Consider the following 22,315-nt stretch of genomic DNA (forward strand, 5'->3'; position numbering starts at 1 on the left):
CGGGGGGCTTCAGCTGCGTCTCAGCTACCTCCGTCGATCACGGCCCCGGACGCGGCCTCATCGACGATTCAGCTACTGGGGGTAGCAGTTATATGACCAAGAAGACGCGGATCCGGTTCGCGCGCATAGCCGCCGGCGCCGTGATCGCCGCGGGCGCCTCGCTGACGGTCGCCGGCGTCGCCTCGGCCGATGATGACGCTCTGGTGGACACGAGCACGATCGTCCCCATGGAGGGCGAGGACGACTGCACCATCATCGTCACCCCGGAGTGCGAGACCGGCGGCACGGGTTCCACCGGCGGCAGCTCCTCGACCGGCGGCACCGCCTCCGTCGGTGGCACGGCTTCCGTCGGTGGCACGGCTTCCGTCGGTGGCACGGCTTCGGTCGGTGGAACGTCCAGCACGGGCGGCGGCTCGACCACGGGTGGTTCCTCCACGACCGGTGGCACCACCACGGGTGGTTCCTCCACGACCGGTGGCACCACCACGGGCGGTTCCTCCACCACCGGTGGCAGCTCGACCACGGGCGGTTCCTCCACCACCGGCGGCACCACCACGGGCGGTTCCTCCACCACCGGTGGCAGCTCGACCACCGGCGGTTCCTCCACCACCGGCGGCACCACCACGGGCGGTTCCTCCACCACCGGTGGCAGCTCGACCACCGGCGGTTCCTCCACCACCGGCGGCGACGACTCGACCGGCGGCTCCAGCAGCACCGGTGGGTCGAGCACCACCGGCGGTACCGACACCGACGGCACCTCCACCCAGGAGGAGGGCAGCTCCGCGCTGACCGACACCTCGGACGCCGCCGCCGACACCAGCGCGCAGGGTGGTGGCAAGGAGCTCGCCGAGACCGGTGCCGGTCAGACCACGTTCCTGATCATCGGCGCCGCCACGATGATCGCCGGCGGCATCGGCTTCCGTGTGCTGCCGCGCCTCGCGGCCGGCCGTGACGGCGCCGCTGCCTGACGCCAGGTAGTCGCGTCCGTACGTGACGTACACGCGAAGGGGCCCGGAGCAGCCAGCTCCGGGCCCCTTCGTCTGCGTGTTCGGCGGTTACGCGGTCTGGTGGGCCAGCAGCGCCAGCGCCGCGACCAGCACCGCGAGCAGCGCGATCAGCGCCATCGGGTTCAGCCCCGCGAAGAAGTTGTCCTGTTGCTGCATCCGCTCGCGGTTCGCGCGGCACACCGGGCACCGGCCCTCGCTCACGGGCGCGGCGCAGTTAGCGCACACCAGCCGGTCGTACGTCATGCGCTCGCCCTCCTTGCACCGGTTCCACGTACACAACGCTTCGGGGAACGGGAACGTTCCCCCTTCACTGTGCCAGGTTCCTCCGGGGCCCGCGCGGCTCCCCCGGAGAGCGGGGGGCGTACAAAGTCCCGTACAAAAACGCACAAGCCCCACTCAACCCCTCGCGACGCCTGCGCCGCCCTCCCCGGTTCGCGTATGGTCACGCTCATCTACCCCCGGCGACCCGTGGTGCATCCGTGATCCGATTCGACAACGTCTCCAAGGTCTACCCCAAGCAGACCCGCCCCGCACTCAGGGATGTCTCCCTCGAGGTGGAGAAGGGCGAGTTCGTGTTCCTCGTGGGATCCTCCGGCTCCGGCAAGTCCACCTTCCTGCGGCTGGTCCTCCGCGAGGAGCGCACGAGCCACGGTCAGGTGCACGTCCTGGGCAAGGATCTCGCGCGCCTCTCCAACTGGAAGGTGCCGCAGATGCGCCGCCAGCTGGGGACGGTCTTCCAGGACTTCCGGCTGCTGCCGAACAAGACGGTGGCGGAGAACGTCGCCTTCGCGCAGGAGGTCATCGGCAAGTCGAAGGGCGAGATCCGCAAGTCCGTGCCGCAGGTGCTCGACCTCGTCGGGCTCGGCGGCAAGGAGGACCGGATGCCCGGCGAGCTGTCCGGCGGTGAGCAGCAGCGCGTCGCCATCGCGCGGGCCTTCGTGAACCGGCCCAAGCTGCTGATCGCGGACGAGCCCACCGGCAACCTCGACCCGCAGACCTCCGTCGGCATCATGAAGCTGCTCGACCGGATCAACCGGACGGGCACGACCGTGCTGATGGCCACGCACGACCAGAACATCGTGGACCAGATGCGCAAGCGCGTCATCGAGCTGGAGCAGGGCCGCCTCGTCCGCGACCAGGCGCGCGGCGTCTACGGCTACCAGCACTGACCGCCCCCGCCATCGCCCCCGCCCTCGCGGACGTCCCCGGAAAGGCCTGAACAACTCGCCATGCGCGCCCAGTTCGTACTGTCGGAGATCGGCGTCGGTCTCCGCCGCAACCTGACGATGACCTTCGCCGTCGTCGTCTCCGTCGCCCTGTCCCTGGCGCTCTTCGGCGGGTCGCTCCTGATGAGCGACCAGGTCAGCACCATGAAGGGCTACTGGTACGACAAGGTCAACGTCTCGGTGTTCCTCTGCAACAAGAGCGACGCCGAGTCCGACCCGAACTGCGCCAAGGGCGCGGTCACCACGGACCAGAAGAAGCAGATCAAGACCGACCTCGACAAGATGGGGGTCGTCGAGAAGGTGACGTACGAGTCGCAGGACGACGCGTACAAGCACTACAAGGAGCAGTTCGGCGACTCCCCGCTGGCCAGCTCCCTCACGCCGGACCAGATGCAGGAGTCGTACCGCATCAAGCTGAAGGACCCGGAGAAGTACCAGGTCATCGCGACCGCCTTCGACGGGCGGGACGGCGTGCAGTCCGTGCAGGACCAGAAGGGCATCCTGGACAACCTCTTCGGGCTGCTCAACGGCATGAACTGGGCGGCGCGGGCGGTCATGGCGCTGATGCTCGTCGTGGCGCTGATGCTGATCGTCAACACCGTGCGCGTCTCGGCCTTCAGCCGGCGGCGGGAGACGGGGATCATGCGGCTCGTCGGCGCCTCCGGTTTCTACATCCAGGCGCCGTTCATCGCGGAGGCGGCGGTCGCCGGGCTGATCGGCGGCACGGTCGCCTGCGGGTTCCTGGTGATCGCCCGCTACTTCATCATCGACAACGGTCTGGCCCTGTCCGAGAAGCTGAATCTGATCAACTTCATCGGCTGGGACGCGGTGCTGACGAAGCTTCCGCTCATCCTCGCCACGAGCCTGCTGATGCCCGCGCTGGCCGCGTTCTTCGCGCTGCGCAAGTACCTGAAGGTGTGACGCACGCCCCGCGGGCCGTACGGTCAACCGACCGTGCGGCCCTTCGCGTTCCCCTAGACTCACCGCCATGTCAGGCCGTGACCTGTTCTGTCAGCCCCGCCGTTTCGGCCGCGGGGCCGCCCTGACATTGGTGTTCGCGAGCGTGCTCGTCGCCGGTGCCGCCACCGGATCCCTGCCGGGTGACCCCGGGGCGGGCGGCCGCCGCGCCTCGGGCGCGGCCCCTTCCCCCGTGGGCCGCTCCGAGGACGTGACGCGGGCCGCCGAGGAGGCCGCCGCGGACGGCAAGTCGCCGATGGAGGCCGCCGAGCGCGCCGTCAGCCGCAGCGGGGACCGCTGGGCGGCCGTCTACTCCGAGGGCGAGTACGAGGACTTCGAGGAGTCCCTCGACGGCAGGTACACCGGCGTCGGCCTGGAGGCGCGGGGCGACCGGGACGGCCGGATCGAGGTGACCAAGGTGCAGCCGGGTTCGCCCGCGGCCGTCGCCGGGGTCCGCGCGGGCGACCGGCTGCGCAGCGTCGACGGACGGTCCGTGGCAGGGCTCCCGGTCACCGACGTCGTCTCCTTACTGCGCGGTGACACCAAGGGCGCGACCGCCGGCAGCAGCGTCCGTCTCGGCCTGGAGCGCGGCACGCGCGCGTGGACCGAGACCCTGCGCCGGGCGCTCCTGTCCACGGACTCCGTCACCGTCCACCGGCTGTCCGACGACACCACCGTGATCACCGTCGCCGCGTTCACCAAGGGGGTCGGTGACAGTGTGCGCAGCGCCGTCCGCCGGACCCCGGCCGGCGCCGGGATCGTCCTCGACCTGCGGGGCAACTCCGGCGGCCTGGTCACCGAGGCCGTCTCCACCGCCTCCGCCTTCCTCGACGGCGGCCTCGTCGCCACCTACGACGTCGACGGCGACCAGCGCGCCCTGCACGCAGAGGGCGGCGGCGACACCACCAGCCCCCTGGTCGCCCTCGTCGACGGCGGCACGATGAGCGCCGCCGAGCTGCTCACCGGCGCCCTCCAGGACCGTGGCCGCGCGGTCGTCGTGGGCTCCCGCACCTTCGGCAAGGGCTCGGTCCAGATGCCGAGCCGGCTGCCCGACGGCTCCGTCGCCGAGCTGACCGTCGGGCACTACCGCACCCCCTCCGGGCACGGGGTCGACGGCCGGGGCATCACCCCCGACCTGGAGGCGGACGACGGGGCGCTGGAGCGGGCCGAGACCGTGCTGAGCGGCCTCGGGGACGTCCCCTGAGCGTGTCCTGAGCGAGCCCCGAGGGGGCGCGGTGCGGCCGCCGCGTAATCGGCTTTCCCTCGGCGGGCCTCGGGGTGCGAAAATGGCGGGACTATGAGCAAGGGAATGTACGTACCGAAGGAGTCCCAGCCGAAGCAGGGCGGGGCGGCCGCGTCCGGCAAGGCCAAGGACGGCAAGCGCAAGATCGTCGCGCAGAACAAGAAGGCCCGGCACGACTACGCGATCGTCGACGTCTACGAGGCCGGCCTCGTCCTCACCGGCACCGAGGTGAAGTCGCTGCGCGAGGGCCGCGCCTCGCTGACCGACGGCTTCGTCCAGATCGAGGGGAACGAGGCGTGGCTGCACGCCGCGCACATCCCCGAGTACTTCCAGGGCAGCTGGACGAACCACTCCGCGCGCCGCAAGCGCAAGCTGCTGCTGCACCGCGAGGAGATCGACAAGCTGGCGGTGAAGTCCGAGGAGACGGGGCACACGATCGTGCCCCTGGCCATCTACTTCAAGGACGGCCGGGCGAAGGCCGAGATCGCGCTGGCGCGCGGCAAGAAGGAGTACGACAAGCGGCAGACCCTGCGCGAGCAGCAGGACCGCCGGGAGACGGAGCGGGTGATCGCCGCGGCGAAGCGGAGGCAGCGGCACGCCTAGCCGCCCCGCGCGCGGCCGCCGCGCCCGCCGCACCCGGGACCCCCGGGAATACAGTGGCATCGTCGTGCGTTGGTCACGTACGATGGCACCTGTGCCGCACAGCAGGCACGAAGCCCTCTCCGGAGGGGCCCTCTTCGGAGGGATTGAAAAATCAACATGGGGATGATCGGTTTCGACAGCGACTGTTGAAGCAGGGGAAGCGTGTCGAGGAAGCGGCAATGATCTCGTAAACCATATGTCGCAAAAAATAATCGCCAATACCAAGAGCGATTCCCAGTCCTACGCTCTCGCTGCCTAATAAGCAGTGATGTAGGACCCTAAAGGGTGTCAGCCCGGGAGTGTTCCCGGCCCGGATCCTGGCATAATCTAGGGAACTAAACCATTTGGCCCGGTCACGGGGTCGGATGGGAAATCAAACAGTGACTGGGCCCGTCGGCGACTTGTTCGCGTGATCACCGGGGCCGAGAAAATCACAGCGAACTGCACACGGAGAAGCCCTGATTCTGCACCGTTGGACGCGGGTTCGATTCCCGCCATCTCCACTCATCCCATGTGAACAGGAACCCCGTCGCTCCCGAGCGGCGGGGTTCTTGTCGTGTCGGCTGTACGACGTCGTGAAGAGGGAGGCCCGGTGGAAGACCCGCCGCACATCACGCTCCTGGGCGAATACCGTGCGCACCCTCTCCGCAGGGGTCTCTACGACGATTTCGCCCCGGACGACTCCCGGGCCGCCCTCGGTCTGTCCGACGCACTGGTCGCCGACCTGTCCGCCTGGGCGAGGGGTATCGACGCGGCCATGAACACCTGGCTCGCCGACCGGGACGACCTCCGCTGGGACGCCGCTTTCCTGCGCCTGCACGAGGAGGGCGAGACGCTCGCCGAACGCCTCGCCCGGGAACTCGCCCCCGGCCGGACCGTCGCCTACGAAGGCGTCCAGGGCGTGTCCTGCGCGCTGCTGGGGACCCGCCTCGGCAACCCGGTCAGCGTGGACTGACCGTCCGGGGCGCGGTGCTCGCCCGCAGGGTCAGCGCCGGCGGCAGCAGGGTCGCCTCGGGTACGGTCCCGCCGTCGAGCTTGCGCATCAGCAGCCCCACCGCCCGCTCACCCACCTCCGCCGACGGCAGTGCGACGGAGGTGACGGGCACGTGGAGCCCCGCGGCCAGCTCGTCCGGGCAGATCGCCGTGACCGACAGATCGGCGGGAACCCGCAAGCCCAGCTGCTCGAACGCGTCGATCAGGGGCTCCAGGACCGCCTCGTTGTGGACCACCACCCCCGTCAGCGCGGGTTGCTCGCGCAGGAGCCGCTCCGCCACCCGGCGGGCCGCGGCCGGTGTCGCCTCGCAGGGGTGGACCGCGGAGGCGAGCCCGGCGCGGTCGGCGGCCGCGGTGAATCCCTGGACCACGCGCTGCGCGAAGGCCGTTCCGCGCACGTACACCTCCGGCGGCGACCCGACCAGCCCCACCACCCGGTGCCCGAGCTGCGCCAGGTGCTCCACGCACCGCTCGCCCGCCGCCCGGAAGTCGAGGTCGATGCAGGTCAGCCCGTCGGCCTCGAGCGGGAAACCGATCATCACGGACGGCCGCTCCAGGGAGCGCAGCAACGACAGCCGTGGATCGTGGAGTTGGACGTCCATCAGGATCAGGGCGTCGACCAGGGCCGTGTCCGCGACCCGGCGCAGCCCCTCCTCGCCCTCCTCCTGGGTCAGCAGCAGTACGTCGTGGTCGTGCCGCCGGGCCGCCGTCACCACCGACACCACGAACTGCATGACGACCGGGACATGGATGCCGGCCCGCAGCGGCACGACGAGTGCCAGCACGTTGGAGCGGCTGCTGGCCAGGGCCCGGGCGCCCGCGTGCGGGCGGTAGCCGAGCGCGCGGGCGGCCTCCTCCACGCGCCGCCGGGTCTCGTCGGAGATCGGCCGCTTGCCGCTCAGCGCGTACGACACCGTGCTGGGGGAGACCCCGGCGTGCCGTGCCACATCGGTGATCTTCGCCATCAGACCCGCTCTCCCTCGTCCGGGGTCTCCAGGGTCAGGAATCCGGTGCCCGCCGCCGCCCGCGCGACCCGGTCCCCGGCCGCCAGCGCCCAGGGCGTCGAGGGGTCGCTCGCGGACGCCCGCAGGGTGTCCCCCTCCTGTACGACGGTGAAGGCCGCCTCGCCGACCCGTACCGTCACCTGGGCGCCGCGCTCCAGGCCATAGGCGCGCAGGGTGACCCCGTCGGCGTGCGGGTAGTCCGGCCGGTCGGCGCGGGCGCCGACCGGGAGCACCGCGCCCGGCCGCACCAGCAGCGGCAGGCCGAGGAACCCGTGGCGTTCCGCCACCCAGCGCGGCCCGGTCACCGTCCGCCCGGTGAGGTAGTGGGTCCAGGTGCCCTCGGGGACGTAGTACGTCACGTCGCCCGCGTCGCTGAACACCGGCGCGACCAGCAAGTCCGGGCCGAGCATGTACTGCCGTTCGAGGTGGGCGCAGCCGGGGTCCGCCGGGAACTCCAGCACCATCGCCCGCATCACCGGGGTGCCCTCCTCGTGGGCGACGCGGGCGGCCTCGTACAGATAGGGCATGAGCCGCAGCTTCAGCCGGGTGAAGTGCCGGGCCACGTCGACCGACTCCTCGTCGAACAGCCAGGGCACCCGGTAGGAGGAGCTGCCGTGCAGTCTGCTGTGCGAGGACAGCAGGCCGAAGGCCAGCCAGCGCTTGAACAGCGCCGGTGCCGGGGTGCCCTCGAAGCCGCCGATGTCGTGGCTCCAGAAGCCGAACCCGGACAGGCCCGACGACAGCCCGCCGCGCAGCGACTCCGCCATCGACGCGTAGGTCGCCTCGCAGTCGCCGCCCCAGTGCACCGGGAACCGCTGGCTGCCGGTGGTCGCCGACCGCGCGAAGACGACGGCCTCCTCCTCGCCCCGGTGCTCGCGCAGCACGTCGAAGACGGTGCGGTTGTAGAGGTACGTGTAGTAGTTGTGCATCCGCTCCGGGTCCGAGCCGTCGGACCAGGTCACGTCGAGCGGGACGCGCTCGCCGAAGTCGGTCTTGAAGCAGTCGACGCCCTGGGCGAGCAGCGCCTCCAGCTTGGCCGCGTACCAGTCGCGGGCGGCGGGACTGGTGAAGTCGACGAGGGCCATGCCGGGTTGCCACAGGTCCCACTGCCAGACGCTCCCGTCCGGTCGCCTCAGCAGATGGCCGAGCTCCCTGCCCTCCGCGAAGAGCGGCGAGCGCTGGGCGATGTACGGGTTGATCCACACGCTGACGTGCAGATCCCTCGCCTTCAGTCGGGTCAGCATGCCCTCCGGGTCGGGGAACACCCGGGGGTCCCAGCGGAAGTCGCACCAGTGGAACTCGCGCATCCAGAAGCAGTCGAAGTGGAAGACGGAGAGCGGGAGTCCGCGCTCGCGCATGCCCTCGACGAAGGAGGTCACCGTCTCCTCGTCGTAGGAGGTGGTGAACGACGTCGACAGCCACAGGCCGAACGACCAGGCGGGCGGGAGGGCGGGGCGGCCGGTGAGGGCGGTGTACTTGCGGAGGATGTCCTTCGGGGTGGGGCCGTGGATGACGTAGTACGTCAGCTCCTGGGTCTCGGCGCTGAACTGGACCCGGGACACGGTCTCCGAGCCGACCTCGAAGGACACCTTGCCCGGGTGGTCGACGAAGACTCCGTAGCCGGCGTCCGTGAGGTAGAACGGCACGTTCTTGTAGGCCTGTTCGGTCGCCGTGCCGCCGTCGGCGTTCCAGATGTCGACGACCTGGCCGTTCTTGACCAGCGGGCCGAAGCGTTCGCCGAGGCCGTAGACGCAGCTCCCCACCCCCAGGTCGAGCCGCTCGCGCAGGTAGTGGCCGCCGGTGGCCGCGTCCCGCAGGATGCCCATGTCCTTGGGGCCGCTGGAGGTGAGGGTGCGGCCGTGGGCGAGGAACTCCACGTGCCAGGGGCCGGAGCGGGCGACCCTCACGGAGAGCTCGCCGGAGGTCAGGGTCGCGTACGCGTCGTCGTGGGAGAGCAGGGGAGCGGTCTTCGCCCCGGTGAGGCCGAAGGACGGCTCGCGGGGCCGCTCGCCCGTGAAGTGGGTGAGGGTGAGGCCGACGACGTCGGGCATCGGGGTGTGGGCGGTGATCGTCATGACCGGTCCGGTCATCAGGTCGCCACGGCCGCGGACGGGCCGGGTCGGCGCGTGGATCTCCAGGACGCCGTCCGCCTCGACGACGTCGAGGACCTCGGCCGGGTGGGCCGCCGTGACGCCCTCGCGCAGCAGCCAGTAACCGTCGGTGAACTTCATCGGTGGGGGTCCTTACTGCTCGGTCCGCACTACTTCACGGCGCCCACGGCGATGCCGCGGGTGAGGGTCCGCTGGAAGACGAGGAAGAAGACGAGGGCCGGGAGCACGCCGAGGAGGGCGGCCGCGTCGGTCATCGTGGCGTCCATCAGGCGCTGCCCCTGGAGGACGCCGAGGGCCACCGACACGGTCTGGTTGTCGTTGGAGATCAGCATGACCAGCGGGAGCAGGAACTCGTTCCAGGTCCAGACGAAGAAGAAGACCAGCAGCACACCGAGGGTGGGGCGGCTGACCGGGACGACGATCCGCCACAGCACCTGCCAGGTGCCGGCGCCGTCGATCCGGGCCGCCTCGATGATCTCGCGCGGGAACCGGCTCAGTACGGAGGAGAGCAGGTAGGTGCCGAAGGCCGCCTGGATCACCGTGAAGACGATGATCACACTGAGCCGGGTGTCGTAGAGGCCGGCCTGCTTGCTCAGGTAGTAGACCGGATAGACCAGCGCCTCCTGCGGAAGCATGTCGGCCAGCACGAAGAAGGCCAGGATCCAGGTCCGGCCCCTGATCCGCCCGATGCCGATCGCGTACGCGTTCAGCACCGACAGGACCACGGCCCCGACCGCCACCGAGCCGCTGATCAGGACCGAGTTCAGCAGCTTGCGGCTGTAGTCGACGCGCTCCCAGAAATCCCGCAGGCCGTCCAGGTACAGACCGTCGGGCAGGCTCAGCGGGCCGTCGCGCGAGTACTCCGCCGGGGATTTGACCGCGTTCACGGCGACGATCAGAAACGGGACGATCATGAAGAGGGCGGCCAGGCAGAGGGCCGCCAGGACCGGGTAGCGGCGCAGGGCCCGCACGGCCTTCATGTCCGCAGTCCTTCCTCCGCGTCCTCCGCCCGGGTCTGAAGCCGCAGACCGACCAGGGAGAGGGCGAGGATGATCATGGTGAGCACGGTGCAGATCGCCGCGCCGTAGCCCACCTGCGTCTTCTCGAAGAACGTGGCGAAGGAGAAGTACGAGGGCACGTTCGTCGCGCCGCCGGGGCCGCCCTTCGTCAGGACGTACACCGCGCCGAACACCTTCAGCGCGGCGATCGTGCACCAGGTCAGCACGACGTACGTCTCCGGGCGGATCTGCGGCAGGGTGATGTGCAGGAAACGCCGCCACCAGCCGGCGCCGTCCAGCTCGGCCGCCTCGTACAGCTGCGGGTCGACGCGTTCCAGCCCCGCCATGAAGACGACCAGCGGGAAGCCGAGCTGCACCCACACCATCACGCCCATGACGCTCCAGAGCGCCAGGTCGGGATCGCCGAGCCAGTCCTGTCGCCAGGAGCCGAGACCGACGGCCTGGAGGAGCGCGTTGAGCGAGCCGTCGTCGGGGGCGAGGATCCAGCTCCACACGATGCCGGCGACCGCGACGGGCAGCACCTGCGGGAGGTAGAAGCAGGCCCGCAGCACCGCCGCCGTCCGGCTGCCGAAGTGCTTGCCGACGTGGTCGAACAGGGCGGCCGCCAGGACCAGTCCGATCGCCGTGGGCAGCGCCGCCATCGCGACGACCATGAAGAGGCTGTGCCGGAAGCTCTCCCAGAACTCCGCGTCGCCCATCAGCTCGCGGTAGTTGGCCGCCCCGGTCCACTCGGGCCGGCCGACTCCCTGCCAGTCGGTGAGGCTCACCCCGGTGTTCATCAGGAACGGGACGACGACCACGGTGAGGAAGGCGAGGGCCCCCGGCAGCAGGAACAGGACGTAGGGGTCACGGGCGCGGCGCGGGCGGACCGCCCCGTCCCGCTTGCCGGTCACCCGCCCGCCGCGTTCGACGGTCACCGTCATGTCTTCGGCACGCCCTTGTCGTACGCCTTGCGCAGCGCGTCCAGATAGCCGTCCGGCCCCTCGCTGCCGGTGATCAGCTTCTGGGTCTCCGAGACGAGGACGTCGTAGAGGCCGGGGGCCGGCCAGTCGGGGTAGAAGGCCAGGCCGTCGCGCCCGGACAGGGTGTCGAACTGGGCGATGAGCTCCTTGGACTTCGGGTCGGTGATGGCGGCGGTGTCCGCCGCGACCGGGACGCCGCCCGTGTTGCCGAGCAGGTTCTGGATCTTCTTCGACATGGTGATGTCGATGAAGTCGTAGGCGAGTTCCTTGTTGCGGGCGCTCTCGGGGACCACCCAGAGGTTGCCGCCGGAGCCCGGGGAGAGGTTCGCGCCGGGCCACAGGGTGGTGCCCCAGTCGAACGTGGCCTCGTCCTGGAAGCGGCCGTACCACCAGCTGCCGGAGAACAGGATCGGCGCCTTGCCCTGGAGGAAGGAGACGCCCGCGTCCTCGGCCTTGGCGCTGGTCGAGCTCTTGCCGATGTAGCCCTTCTTCACCCAGTCGGCGAAGGTGTCCGCCGCGTATGTCCAGGCCGCGTCGTGGAAGTCGGGCTTCCCCCGGTACAGCTCGTAGGAGTCGACCCAGGAACGGTCCGCCTTCGACAGGGCCAGCTGGTAGACGTACTGCTGGGCGACGTACTCGGCGCCGGAGTTGGCGAGCGGGGTGACGTCGTTCCCGGCGAAGGTGTCCATCGCCGCGACCAGGTCGTCGAACGTCTTCGGTTCGGCGAGCCGGTACTTCGCGAACAGGTCCTTGTTGAAGTAGACCATCGTGTACTCGGCGTAGTTGGGCACCCCGTACCACTTGCCGGAGCCCATCACGCCGTTGGTGTCGTACCGGCTGGTGGTGCGCACGCCGGGGCTGAGCAGCTTGTCCCAGCCGCGCTTCGTCACCTCGGCGGACAGGTCGGTGAGCAGCCCCTGCCTGGAGAGCAGACCGGCCGTCGCGTTGCCCTTGTTGTACTCCAGGAGGTCGGGTGCGTCGGAGGAGTTGAGGACCATGGGGGCGGTCTTCTGGATCTGGTCGAAGCTCTTCTCCTCGAACTCCACCTTCACGCCCGGGTGCTGGGCCTCGAACTCCTTGACCGCCGCCGTCCAGGCCACGCCCATCGCGCTGTTCGGTGCCTCGTAGTGCCACAGCCGCAGGGTCCTGGCGTCGGAGGTGCCGCCGCCGTCCGAGCCGCCGCAGGAGGTCAGGAGCAGTGAGCCGGCGAGGACCGCCGCCGCGCCCGCCGTCGCCCGTCGTGTCCTCACACGCCTTCGTGCCGTCAACATCCTGTGCCTCCGGGGGAGTCGGATGGATCCGAGAGCGTCACTGTGCGTCCATCGAATCGATTCGATGGGTGACGTCGAAGCGCTTCGACGGGGGAAGTTATGTGGCTGCTGTGGTCACGTCAATGGGGCGGGTGGGGAAAGCGGGCGACACGGTGTCGGTGCCGGTGAACTTTCCGGCCATGCCTGGGACGGCTCTCTGGCACCCTCCCGGAGCTGCGCCTTTGCCCCTGTATGTCACTTGTGCGGCGAAAGGTGCTGACCATCTTGATCCGTGATGCACATCGAGAGGTCACTTTCGTGATCGCGGTGATCGAGTGCGACCGCCGAGGTGTGAGCAGGGGTGGTTTTCAGCCATGGACAAGGGCGTGAATTCTGTCCATGTATGACACATCGCGAACACAGGGCCCAAGCCTGCGCTAGATTCGTAGACCTGAGCGCAATGGGATAAATGGGGCGCGAGAGCTGGGTGGGGGCCCGGTTCATCGGCGTGCGCTCATGGTCGTCGGCGCACCCGGAACAGTTGCGTGGGGGGAAGTACGTACATGAAGAATTGGCGGGAAGACGCCCAACCGGAGTGGCCTGAGCCGGCATCGCCGACCCGGGACGTGCCGGTCACGGGGGCGGGATCCCAGAGCCTGGCCGGGGTCGCGGGGCAGCCTCTGGCGTCCTCGGCGGGAGAGAGCACCAGATACAGGTCACTGATGGACGTACCGCGTGAAAGCGGTCTCCTGCCGGCCTCGGACACCTCGAACGGTCTTTCCGAAAACGAACGGTCGAGCGATCTCCGCGACCCCTGGGGCGAGGAGCCCGGCGGTGCGGACGGGGACAGCAGCGACCCGGCCGAGGTGACCGTCCAGCTCGACTCCCTGAAGAAGGGGCGACCCGACGGCCCGGAGGCCGCCTCCGACGTCCCGGTGTTCGTCGACGAGTCGGGCCGGCGCAGTCGAACGTTCCGCCGCATCGGCATCGTGGTGGGTACCGCCTGCGGGGCGTACGCGGTCGTCATCGTGGCCGCGCTGCTCTCGGGCAACGCGGGCGCTCCCTGGCTGCCGGTACCCGTGCCGGGCCGGGCCGACGACAAGCCGGCGGCCGGCGAGGTGGAGGGCACGTCGACGCCCGACCCGTCCGCGAGCCCGTTCCAGGGGCTTCCCGGCGGCGGGCTCCCGGGCGGCGCGGGCGCCACCACCGGTGTCTCCGGCGCGATGTCGGGCAAGCCCGGCGCGAGCAAGGCGCCGGGCGCGTCGGGGAGCGCGGCTCCGTCGAGCGGAGCGCCCGCGGCGGCGCGGCCCTCCGCGAGCGGCGCCGCCCGCCCCAGCACCGGCCCCACCGCCACGGCTCCCTCGGTGCCCGGCCCGAGCGGTCCGGTGGTCGCACCGCCGCCGGCGTCCTCGCCACCGCCCGCGTCCTCGCCCGCCGCCTCCCCCTCCGCGTCCTCCGAACCGTCCCCGGCCGGAGGGGCCTCCACCACGGTCGCCGACGGCCCGCCCGAACCGGTCCCGGCGGCATCGAGCCCGGCGGCCTGAACGGACCCGTGCGGACCTGTGAGAGTCGTCGGCCGACGGACCCCACGGCGTCACCGTTCCCGGCGCGGTGGGGTCCGCCGCCGGGGACGGGCTCGGGTGAACAGGCTTGCGGCGACCGCGGTGGCGGCGACCCCGGTCGTGGTGAGCGACCCCGCTTCGCCGAGCTGCCGACGGTCGTGCTGGGCGGGTCGGCACGGCCGCCTCGCCGCGACCGGTCCGGTGTGACCGGCCGGCACGACCGCCCGACCACATCAGGCTCAACCGCCCGGGCGCACCCGGCACGACCGTCCGACCGCATCAGGCTCAACGGCCCGACCGCACCGGCACGACCGCCCGACCACATTGGCCAAACTGTCCGACCGCACCAGGCTCAACCGCCCGGGCACATCAGGCTCAACCGCCCGACCGCATCAGGCTCAACCGCCCGGGCACACCCGGCACGACGGCCCGGGCGCCACTGCCCCGACGCTCCGAACGCTCCTGCGCACCGGCGCCCGGCACATGAAGTCCGCATCCTGTCAGCGATGCCCTGGTGCTCGCTCCTCGCCGCTCCAGCTCGCGGCGCGTACCTTCGCCCGACCTCGTCCCCGGAGAACCACCTCTCATGGCACCACGTACCAGCCGCCGCTCGACCCGACGGTCAGCTGTCGGGCAGCCCGCGCACTCGTCCGGCGGTCACGCCGCGTCCGCCCCACCGTCGACGGGGGACGCGTCAGGAGGTGAGCCGGCCGGCGGCCCACGCGGCGCCGGGCGCCGGTCCTCCGGGCGGCGGTCCGGCCCGCGGCCGGGGCGGGGCAGGGCCCCCGGGCATGCCTCCGGCGGCTCCGCGCACGCCGCGCCGCCGTCCCCCGAACGCCGGCGCCTGGTGTCGCTCCGGCTGCGTCACCTGCTGCCGCTCGTCGTACTCCTGGCGATGATGGCGATGCTGATGCTGCGCGGCTACGTGCACAGCGAGATCCTCGCCGACTACCGCATCCGCCCCGAGGCCGCCGCGGACAAGGTGCCGCAGGAGGTGCTCGACGGCGGACCGGTCGTCGACACCCGGAACGGGCAGCAGACCAGCCTGGACGTGCCGGACCACCGGATCGTGCTCACCTTCGACGACGGACCCGACCCGAAGTGGACCCCCGAGGTCCTCGACGTCCTGAAGAAGCACCACGCGCACGCCGTCTTCTTCATCACCGGCACCATGGCCTCCCGCTACCCGGACCTGGTGCGGAGGATGGTGGACGAGGGCCACGAGATCGGGCTGCACACCTTCAACCACCCCGACCTCTCCTATCAGTCGAAGAAGCGCATCGACTGGGAGCTCACCCAGAACCAGCTGGCCCTGGCGGGCGCCGCCGGGATCCGGACGTCGCTCTTCCGGCCGCCCTACTCCTCCAGCACGGACGCCCTCGACAACGCCTCCTGGCCGGTCACCCGGTTCGTCGGCACCCGCGGCTACCTCACCGTCTTCACCACCGCCGACAGCGAGGACTGGCGCAGGCCCGGCGTCGAGGAGATCATCCGCAACTCCACGCCGCAGGGCGGCAAGGGCGCCATCGTCCTCATGCACGACTCCGGCGGCGACCGTCACCAGACGGTCCGGGCCCTCGACACCTACCTCCCCGAACTCCAGCGCCAGGGCTACACGTTCGAGAACCTCACCGGGGCGCTGGCGGCGCCGAGCGCGCACACCCCGGTCACCGGCCTCGACCTGTGGAAGGGCAAGGCCTGGGTCTTCCTGGTCGAGGCCTCCGACGACATCACCGCCGTCCTGGTCGTCGGCCTCGCCGTGATCGGCGTCCTGGTCTTCGCCCGCTTCGGGCTGATGCTCCTGCTCTCCGCGATCCACACCCGCCGTACCCGCCGCAAAGGCTTCGTCTGGGGCCCCGACGCGCCCGTCACCGAACCCGCGTCGGTGCTGGTCCCGGCGTACAACGAGGCCAAGTGCATCGAGAGCACGGTGCGTTCGCTGATGAAGAGCGAGCACCCGATCGAGATCGTCGTCATCGACGACGGCTCCAGCGACGGCACCGCCCGGATCGTCGAGGACCTGCACCTGCCCGGCGTCCGTGTCGTCCGCCAGCTCAACGCGGGCAAGCCCGCCGCCCTCAACCGGGGCATCGCCAACGCCCGCCACGACCTCATCGTGATGATGGACGGCGACACGGTCTTCGAGCCCTCCACGGTCGGTGAACTCGTCCAGCCCTTCGCCGACCCGAAGGTCGGCGCGGTCGCCGGCAACGCCAAGGTCGGCAACAAGGACACCCTGATCGGCGCCTGGCAGCACATCGAGTACGTGATGGGCTTCAACCTCGACCGCCGCATGTACGACGTCCTGCGCTGCATGCCCACCATTCCGGGAGCCGTCGGCGCGTTCCGCCGCAGCGCGCTCGACCGGGTCGGCGGCATGAGCGACGACACGCTTGCCGAGGACACCGACATCACCATGGCCATCCACCGGGACGGCTGGCACGTCGTGTACGCGGAGAAGGCGCGCGCCTGGACCGAGGCGCCCGAGTCCGTCCAGCAGCTGTGGTCCCAGCGCTACCGCTGGTGCTACGGCACCATGCAGGCGATCTGGAAGCACCGCCGCGCCCTCGTCGAGAGCGGGCCGTCGGGCCGTTTCGGCCGCGTCGGCCTCCCGCTGGTCTCCCTCTTCATGGTCGTCGCCCCGCTCCTCGCCCCGCTCATCGACCTGTTCCTCGTCTACGGTCTGCTGTTCGGCCCGACCGGCAAGACGATCGCCGCCTGGTTCGGTGTCCTCGCCGTCCAGGCGGGCTGCGCGGCGTACGCCTTCGTCCTGGACCGCGAGCGGCTCACCCCCCTCATCTCCCTCCCGCTCCAGCAGCTCCTGTACCGCCAGCTGATGTACATCGTCCTGCTCCAGTCCTGGATCACCGCCCTCACCGGCGGCCGGCTGCGCTGGCAGAAACTCCGCCGCAAGGGCCAGGTGGCGGCGCCGCCCGGCGCGGTGGCGACCGCGGACGGAGGAGCGGCCTGATGAGCACCCACCCGACGGACGCCACGGCCGAGTTGCCCGAACTGCCCCTCCCGCGGACCCGGACCACCGCGCCGGATCAGCAAGGTTCGGAGCGGCAGGGTTCGGATCAGCAGGGTTCGGATCGGCACGGTCCCGAACAGCAGGGTCAGGATCAGCGGGATGCCGAGCAGCGGGGTGCCGAACCGCGCAGTGCCGGGCAGAAGGGCGGTGGGCGGGACCGCTACTTCGACCTGCTCCGGGCGGTCGCCCTCTTCCGGGTCGTCTTCTACCACCTGATGGGCTGGGCCTGGCTGCCCGTCGTCTTCCCCTCCATGGGCGTGATGTTCGCGCTCGCCGGCAACCTCATGGCCCGCTCGCTGGCCCGACGCCCCGCGCCGGGTGTCGTCCGGGGCCGGCTGCGCAGGCTGCTGCCCCCGCTGTGGCTGCTGGGCGCGGTCGGCGTCACGGGCATGCTGGCGGCCGGCTGGAGCCCGGACGAGGAGGGGCACCCCGGCTGGTGGTGGCTCCACCTCGCCTACTGGATCCTGCCGCTGAGCGACCCGCCGTACGGCGAGAGCCTGCCCGGCGTGCACGGGCTGATCAGCGACGGCTGGGCCGCCGACATGGGCGTGCCCCTGTGGTACATCCGCGCCTACCTCTGGTTCGTGCTGCTCTCCCCGCTGCTGCTGCGTGCCCTGCGCCGGCTGCCGTGGCCGACGATCCTCGCGCCCGTGGCGCTGTCCGCCGCCCTGGAGTTCGGCGCGCTGTCGGTGCCGGGCTGGCGGCTCGAGGCCCAGCTCAGCGACTTCGGCGCGTTCGGCGCGTGCTGGCTGCTGGGCATGGCGCACCAGGAGGGCGTCCTGCGCCGGCTGCCGCGTTACGTGGTGCCGTCCCTGGCGCCCGCGGTGGCGGGAATCGGCCTCTGGTACACCCTGGCCCATGACCTCAAGGAGGGCCACGACCTGGACGACATGCCCTTCGCCCAGTCCCTGTGGTCCTTCGCCGCGGTGCTGCTGCTCCTGCACATCAGCCCGTCCTGGTCCGAGTGGCCGGCCCCGCTGCGCCGCTGGGACCGGCTGATCACCCTGCTCAATTCGCGGGCCGTGACGATCTACCTGTGGCACAACGTGTGCATCGGGATCGTGGAGGCCCTGTGGGACCGGCTGTGGGGGGTCTCCTGGCTGGAGGCGAACGCGGCCTGGGTCCTGACGAGTCCCTGGCCGCAACTGCCGGCCGTCTGGCTGCTCACGGCGGCCTGTGTGCTCTGCTTCGGCTGGGTGGAGGACCTGGCGGCCCGCCGCAGGCCACGCCTGTGGCCGGACGGACGGGCGGCGGCGCACCGGGCCTGACCGCGCCGGGTCGGGTCGGTGATCGGACGGGGGTGGGCGGCCGTGGGGCCGCTCACCCCCGCGGCCGTTCCGCCCCCGCGCGGTGCGGCCGCGGGACCGCCCACCCCGGCGGCCGTCCCGCCCCCGCGCGGGACGCTCCCGGCGGCGAGCGCGGCGCGCGACCTCTCACCGGCCCTCCACGCAAGGTGAGAGCAACGTTCCTTTCCGGTCACCCACAGCCACAGCGCGGAAACGCGCCCTCCCTACCTTCGGGACTCATCACCGCTCATCCCCCCGAACCACCCGAGCCCCGGAGCACCGTGGAGGCGTCATGACAGCCCCGAGTACAGCCCCCGCATCGCCGCCCCCCGCGAAGCAGGGGAGCCGCTGGATCGAGGAGTGGGACCCGGAGAACGAGGCCTTCTGGAACGACAAGGGCGAGAAGATCGCCCGTCGCAACCTCGTCTTCTCCGTCCTCTCCGAGCACATCGGGTTCTCGATCTGGACGATGTGGTCCGTGCTGGTGCTCTTCATGGGCCCGGAGTACGGCCTCACCCCGGCCGACAAGTTCCTGCTCACGTCGATGGTGACGCTGGTCGGCGCGGTCGTCCGCGTGCCGTACACCTTCGCCGTCGCGGTCTTCGGCGGCCGGAACTGGACGATCATCTCCGCCGGTCTGCTGCTGATCCCCACGATCGCCGCGTTCACGGTGATGGACCCGGGAACCTCCTTCGGCACGTTCCTCCTGGTCGGCCTGCTCGCCGGCATCGGCGGCGGCAACTTCGCCTCCTCGATGACGAACATCAACGCCTTCTTCCCGCTCCGTAAGAAAGGGTGGGCGCTCGGGCTCAACGCGGGCGGCGGAAACATCGGCGTGCCGGTCATCCAGCTGATCGCCCTCGCCGTCATCGGCGCGAGCGGCGGGCCGAGGGTCCTGCTGGGGATCTACATCCCGCTCATCGTCGTCGCGGCCACCCTGGCGGCGCTGTACATGGACAACCTGGCCTCGGTGAAGAACGACACGGGTGCCGCGATCGACTCCGCGAAGGACGTCCACACCTGGATCATGTCCTTCCTCTACGTCGGCACGTTCGGTTCCTTCATCGGCTACAGCTTCGCCTTCGGGCAGGTGCTGACGAACCAGTTCGGCCGGACGCCCCTCCAGGCCGCCTACCTCACCTTCATCGGCCCGCTGCTCGGTTCCCTGATCCGGCCCGTCGGCGGCTGGCTCGCCGACCGCTACGGCGGTGCCCGCATCACCCTGTACAACTACGTCGGCATGGCCGCGGCCACCGCCGTCCTGGTCTTCGCCAGCATGCAGAAGTCGCTGCCGCTCTTCGTCTCCGTCTTCGTGGTGCTGTTCGTGCTCAGCGGCCTCGGCAACGGCTCGACGTACAAGATGATCCCCGGCATCTTCCAGGCGAAGGCCGTGGCCAGGGGACTTCAGGGCGAGGAGGCGGCCGCCTACGGCCGGCGTCTGTCCGGCGCGTCCATGGGGCTGATCGGCGCGGTCGGCGCGCTCGGCGGTGTCGCGATCAACCTGGCCTTCCGTCAGTCCTTCCTGTCCTACGGTTCGGGGACCGGCGCCTTCGTCGCCTTCCTCGCCTTCTACGCGGCGTGCTTCGGGGTCACCTGGGCCGTATACCTTCGGCGTCCGTCCGGCAGGATCACGGCAGGAAGCACCGCTTCCGAGGCGAAGCAGCAGCTCAGCTACGCCGAGGTGTGACGTAACACCGGCGACACGTGGCCGAACCGAGCCTGTCACGCACCGTTGACAGGCTCGTCGGCATGTAGGTGCAAACGGGACTCGAGCGGGACGAGAGTGATGTACGAGCAACAGCAGCGATCCGACGCCGGCCCCCAGGGAGCCGTCGAGCACGGGCCCCTCGCGGGATTCACCGTGGGCGTGACGGCCGCGCGCCGGGCCGACGAGCTCAGTGCGCTGCTCCAGCGGCGGGGAGCGGCGGTGTTGCACGCGCCCGCCCTGCGGATCGTGCCGCTCGCCGACGACGGTGAGCTGCTCGCCGCCACGAAGGACCTCATCGACCAGGTGCCGGACGTCGTGGTCGCCACCACGGCCATCGGCTTCCGCGGCTGGGTCGAGGCCGCCGACGGCTGGGGGCTCGGGGAGCAACTGCTCGAGCGGCTCGGCGGCGTCGAACTGCTGGCGCGCGGCCCCAAGGTCAAGGGCGCCGTGCGGGCCGCCGGGCTGACGGAGGACTGGTCGCCGTCCAGCGAGTCCATGGCAGAGGTGCTCGACCGGCTGCTGGAGGAGGGCGTCGACGGGCGCCGGGTCGCCGTCCAGCTGCACGGGGAGCCGTTGCCCGGGTTCGTGGAGTCGCTGCGGGTCGCGGGTGCGGAAGTGGTCGGGGTGCCCGTCTACCGGTGGATGCCGCCGGAGGACGTCTCGCCGCTCGACCGGCTTCTCGACGCCGCCGTCTCCCGCGGGCTGGACGCGATCACCTTCACCTCCGCGCCCGCCGCCGCCTCCCTCCTGTCGCGCGCGGAGGAACGCGGGCTGCTGCCCGAGCTGCTCGCCGCCCTCGCCCACGACGTGCTGCCCGCCTGCGTGGGGCCGGTCACCGCGCTGCCGCTCCAGGCGCGGGGCGTGGACACCGTCCAGCCGGAGCGGTTCCGGCTCGGACCGCTCGTGCAGTTGCTGTGCCAGGAACTGCCCTCGCGAGCACGGACGCTGCCGATCGCCGGGTACCGGGTGGAGATCCGGGGCCACGCGGTGCTGGTGGACGGGTGTCTGAAGCCGGTGCCTCCGGCGGGGATGTCGTTGCTGCGGGCGCTGTCCCGGCGGCCCGGCTGGGTCGTGCCGCGCTCGGATCTGCTGCGGGCGCTGCCCGGCGCCGGGCGGGACGAGCACGCCGTCGAGACGGCGATGGCCCGGCTGCGGACGGCCCTCGGGGCGCCGAAGTTGATCCAGACGGTGGTGAAGCGGGGGTACCGGCTGGCCCTGGACCCGGCGGCGGACGCGAAGTACGCCGACGAGTAGGCGCGCTGGCGTCGGCCCCGGAGCCGGTTCGGCCGTCACCGGGGGCCGCTGCTGCCCCTGATCCCCGCCTCGGACGGATCGCCGGGCGGTGCTCCTCGGTCGGTGGTGGACGGAAGGGTCGCGTCCTTTCCGGCCGGCGGGTCGGTGATCGGCGTCCGGCGTCGGCGCTGTGGGGGCGCATTCCCGGGCGGTGCCTCTCGGCCGGCGGTGGACGGAAGGGTCTCGTCCTGGATCGTCGGGCGGGCTGGTGATCGGCGTCCGGCGCTGGCACTGTGAAGGGACGGATTCCCGGGCAGTGCCCCTCGGTTGGCGGTGACACGCGCATGGACGAGCTCCGTTTCGACGCCGGGCGGATCTGTCTCGACCTGCTCGCGACCGCGCATCCCATCGAACGGCTCGACGCGGTCGCGCCGTTGTGCGCGTGGATCCGCGGCTCCGGACTCGTCCCGCCGGACACGGCGCTCGGCCACGCCGACGCCTCCTGGCCGCCCGCCTTCCGTGAACTGCGGCGCAACACCGGCCGGTTGGTGCACGGATGGCTCGCCCGCACCGAGACCGGCGCGTTCGACCTCGCCCTGGCCCGCGTCAACGACGCCGCCCGGGCCGTGCCCCCGGTCCCGCGTGCGGTGCGCGGCGAAGACGGGGGACTCGTGCGCGAGTTGGCCGGCCCGCCGGCGTGCGGCGCGCTGCTGGCCGCCGTGGCCCGGGACGCGGTGGAGCTGCTCACCGATCCCGTCGCCCGCGCGGGGCTGCGGCAGTGCGCCGGGGACAACTGCCCCATCGTGTACGTCGACATGTCCCGGGGGCGTCGGCGCCGCTGGTGTTCCAGCGAGGTCTGCGGGAACCGGGAGCGGGTTGCGCGCCACCGTCGGCGGGCGGCACTCGCCTCACCGCCGTAACTGCCCTGCCTGGTATGCGGCTTTCGTGGAGGCGCCCTCGTCCGGCTGTCGAAGTGATTTCGATTACACGCCGTTTACCTTGGCCGCGCGCCGGGCAGTCGCCGCGATCTTGTCGATGTGGCGAAAATGTAAAGAAGAAGCGGTGGGAATGTGCCGCCATG

At 71.1% G+C, this 22,315-nt stretch carries 18 protein-coding genes and 1 other RNA gene; 13 read left to right on the forward strand and 6 right to left on the reverse strand.

Annotation, left to right across the window (positions count from 1 at the left end; all coding sequences use genetic code 11):
* Window positions 1-92 precede the first annotated feature (92 nt).
* Window positions 93-968 carry a hypothetical protein gene (locus tag AOQ37_RS27480; RefSeq protein ID WP_062647956.1) on the forward strand — a complete coding sequence of 292 codons (876 nt, stop codon included), beginning with the start codon at window positions 93-95 and terminating at the stop codon, window positions 966-968.
* 87 nt (window positions 969-1,055) lie between these two features.
* Here the strand turns inward: AOQ37_RS27480 and AOQ37_RS27485 are convergent, their stop codons facing one another.
* Window positions 1,056-1,250 carry a hypothetical protein gene (locus tag AOQ37_RS27485; protein ID WP_062647958.1) on the reverse strand — a complete coding sequence of 65 codons (195 nt, stop codon included), beginning with the start codon at window positions 1,248-1,250 and terminating at the stop codon, window positions 1,056-1,058.
* Between the two features lie 236 nt (window positions 1,251-1,486).
* Between AOQ37_RS27485 and ftsE the strand changes: the two genes are divergently transcribed.
* The 6 genes from ftsE (at window position 1,487) to AOQ37_RS27515 (ending at window position 6,030) form a co-directional block, all read left to right on the forward strand.
* Window positions 1,487-2,176, forward strand: coding sequence for a cell division ATP-binding protein FtsE (gene ftsE / locus AOQ37_RS27490; RefSeq protein WP_020132390.1), 690 nt, complete (start codon window positions 1,487-1,489; stop codon window positions 2,174-2,176).
* A 60-nt stretch (window positions 2,177-2,236) separates the two neighbouring features.
* A complete protein-coding gene (gene ftsX, locus AOQ37_RS27495; protein ID WP_062647960.1) occupies window positions 2,237-3,154 on the forward strand; it encodes a permease-like cell division protein FtsX in 918 nt (305 codons plus the stop codon).
* A 67-nt stretch (window positions 3,155-3,221) separates the two neighbouring features.
* Window positions 3,222-4,394: a S41 family peptidase gene (locus AOQ37_RS27500; protein ID WP_078890384.1), complete on the forward strand. Its 1,173-nt coding sequence runs from the start codon at window positions 3,222-3,224 to the stop codon at window positions 4,392-4,394.
* Window positions 4,395-4,487: 93 nt separating this feature from the next.
* Window positions 4,488-5,036, forward strand: coding sequence for an SsrA-binding protein SmpB (gene smpB / locus AOQ37_RS27505; RefSeq protein ID WP_062647964.1), 549 nt, complete (start codon window positions 4,488-4,490; stop codon window positions 5,034-5,036).
* Between the two features lie 158 nt (window positions 5,037-5,194).
* Window positions 5,195-5,581, forward strand: a transfer-messenger RNA (tmRNA) gene (gene ssrA / locus AOQ37_RS27510).
* Window positions 5,582-5,667: 86 nt separating this feature from the next.
* Window positions 5,668-6,030, forward strand: coding sequence for an immunity protein CdiI family protein (locus AOQ37_RS27515; protein WP_062647966.1), 363 nt, complete (start codon window positions 5,668-5,670; stop codon window positions 6,028-6,030).
* Here the strand turns inward: AOQ37_RS27515 and AOQ37_RS27520 are convergent.
* The 5 genes from AOQ37_RS27520 to AOQ37_RS27540 are packed head-to-tail and all read right to left on the reverse strand — an operon-like array spanning window position 6,017 to window position 12,435.
* Window positions 6,017-7,033 (reverse strand): LacI family DNA-binding transcriptional regulator, encoded by a 1,017-nt coding sequence (locus AOQ37_RS27520; protein ID WP_062647968.1) that lies wholly within the window; start codon window positions 7,031-7,033, stop codon window positions 6,017-6,019. The genes AOQ37_RS27515 and AOQ37_RS27520 overlap by 14 nt on opposite strands.
* Window positions 7,033-9,303 carry an alpha-xylosidase gene (yicI, locus tag AOQ37_RS27525; RefSeq protein ID WP_062647969.1) on the reverse strand — a complete coding sequence of 757 codons (2,271 nt, stop codon included), beginning with the start codon at window positions 9,301-9,303 and terminating at the stop codon, window positions 7,033-7,035. Before yicI ends, AOQ37_RS27520 begins: the two co-directional genes overlap by 1 nt.
* A gap of 29 nt (window positions 9,304-9,332) precedes the next feature.
* Window positions 9,333-10,163 (reverse strand): carbohydrate ABC transporter permease, encoded by an 831-nt coding sequence (locus tag AOQ37_RS27530; protein WP_062647970.1) that lies wholly within the window; start codon window positions 10,161-10,163, stop codon window positions 9,333-9,335.
* A complete protein-coding gene (locus AOQ37_RS27535) occupies window positions 10,160-11,125 on the reverse strand; it encodes a carbohydrate ABC transporter permease (protein WP_062647971.1) in 966 nt (321 codons plus the stop codon). Before AOQ37_RS27535 ends, AOQ37_RS27530 begins: the two co-directional genes overlap by 4 nt.
* A complete protein-coding gene (locus tag AOQ37_RS27540) occupies window positions 11,122-12,435 on the reverse strand; it encodes an extracellular solute-binding protein (RefSeq protein WP_062647972.1) in 1,314 nt (437 codons plus the stop codon). Before AOQ37_RS27540 ends, AOQ37_RS27535 begins: the two co-directional genes overlap by 4 nt.
* Before the next feature lie 701 nt (window positions 12,436-13,136).
* On the opposite strand from AOQ37_RS27540, the gene AOQ37_RS27545 reads away from it, so the two are divergent.
* From AOQ37_RS27545 to AOQ37_RS27570, 6 genes are all read left to right on the forward strand, one after another.
* Window positions 13,137-13,958: a hypothetical protein gene (locus AOQ37_RS27545; protein ID WP_062647973.1), complete on the forward strand. Its 822-nt coding sequence runs from the start codon at window positions 13,137-13,139 to the stop codon at window positions 13,956-13,958.
* Window positions 13,959-14,823: 865 nt separating this feature from the next.
* Window positions 14,824-16,947 (forward strand): bifunctional polysaccharide deacetylase/glycosyltransferase family 2 protein, encoded by a 2,124-nt coding sequence (locus AOQ37_RS27550; protein ID WP_078890385.1) that lies wholly within the window; start codon window positions 14,824-14,826, stop codon window positions 16,945-16,947.
* The gene (locus AOQ37_RS27555) at window positions 16,947-18,275 is read left to right on the forward strand and encodes an acyltransferase family protein (RefSeq protein ID WP_062647974.1); all 1,329 of its coding nucleotides are present in this window, start codon (window positions 16,947-16,949) and stop codon (window positions 18,273-18,275) included. Before AOQ37_RS27550 ends, AOQ37_RS27555 begins: the two co-directional genes overlap by 1 nt.
* A 310-nt stretch (window positions 18,276-18,585) precedes the next feature.
* Complete coding sequence (locus tag AOQ37_RS27560) at window positions 18,586-19,980, forward strand: nitrate/nitrite transporter (RefSeq protein ID WP_062647976.1); 1,395 nt, start codon at window positions 18,586-18,588, stop codon at window positions 19,978-19,980.
* A gap of 99 nt (window positions 19,981-20,079) precedes the next feature.
* Complete coding sequence (locus AOQ37_RS27565) at window positions 20,080-21,255, forward strand: uroporphyrinogen-III synthase (RefSeq protein ID WP_062647977.1); 1,176 nt, start codon at window positions 20,080-20,082, stop codon at window positions 21,253-21,255.
* Between the two features lie 323 nt (window positions 21,256-21,578).
* Window positions 21,579-22,154, forward strand: coding sequence for a CGNR zinc finger domain-containing protein (locus AOQ37_RS27570; RefSeq protein ID WP_062647979.1), 576 nt, complete (start codon window positions 21,579-21,581; stop codon window positions 22,152-22,154).
* Window positions 22,155-22,315: the final 161 nt, after the last annotated feature.

This window comes from Streptomyces maremycinicus (genome assembly GCF_001184025.1).
GTDB classification, from domain to species: Bacteria; Actinomycetota; Actinomycetes; order Streptomycetales; family Streptomycetaceae; genus Streptomyces; species Streptomyces maremycinicus.

Coding starts and splice junctions, on each gene's coding strand:
- AOQ37_RS27485 (WP_062647958.1), bottom strand. CDS start 1,250: ATGACGTACGACCGGCTGGTGTGCGCTAACTGCGCCGCGCCCGTGAGC.
- AOQ37_RS27500 (WP_078890384.1), top strand. CDS start 3,222: ATGTCAGGCCGTGACCTGTTCTGTCAGCCCCGCCGTTTCGGCCGCGGG.
- AOQ37_RS27520 (WP_062647968.1), bottom strand. CDS start 7,033: ATGGCGAAGATCACCGATGTGGCACGGCACGCCGGGGTCTCCCCCAGC.
- AOQ37_RS27565 (WP_062647977.1), top strand. CDS start 20,080: ATGTACGAGCAACAGCAGCGATCCGACGCCGGCCCCCAGGGAGCCGTC.
- AOQ37_RS27555 (WP_062647974.1), top strand. CDS start 16,947: ATGAGCACCCACCCGACGGACGCCACGGCCGAGTTGCCCGAACTGCCC.
- smpB (WP_062647964.1), top strand. CDS start 4,488: ATGAGCAAGGGAATGTACGTACCGAAGGAGTCCCAGCCGAAGCAGGGC.
- AOQ37_RS27570 (WP_062647979.1), top strand. CDS start 21,579: ATGGACGAGCTCCGTTTCGACGCCGGGCGGATCTGTCTCGACCTGCTC.
- ftsX (WP_062647960.1), top strand. CDS start 2,237: ATGCGCGCCCAGTTCGTACTGTCGGAGATCGGCGTCGGTCTCCGCCGC.
- AOQ37_RS27540 (WP_062647972.1), bottom strand. CDS start 12,435: ATGTTGACGGCACGAAGGCGTGTGAGGACACGACGGGCGACGGCGGGC.
- AOQ37_RS27560 (WP_062647976.1), top strand. CDS start 18,586: ATGACAGCCCCGAGTACAGCCCCCGCATCGCCGCCCCCCGCGAAGCAG.
- AOQ37_RS27480 (WP_062647956.1), top strand. CDS start 93: ATGACCAAGAAGACGCGGATCCGGTTCGCGCGCATAGCCGCCGGCGCC.
- yicI (WP_062647969.1), bottom strand. CDS start 9,303: ATGAAGTTCACCGACGGTTACTGGCTGCTGCGCGAGGGCGTCACGGCG.
- AOQ37_RS27530 (WP_062647970.1), bottom strand. CDS start 10,163: ATGAAGGCCGTGCGGGCCCTGCGCCGCTACCCGGTCCTGGCGGCCCTC.
- AOQ37_RS27545 (WP_062647973.1), top strand. CDS start 13,137: ATGGACGTACCGCGTGAAAGCGGTCTCCTGCCGGCCTCGGACACCTCG.
- AOQ37_RS27535 (WP_062647971.1), bottom strand. CDS start 11,125: ATGACGGTGACCGTCGAACGCGGCGGGCGGGTGACCGGCAAGCGGGAC.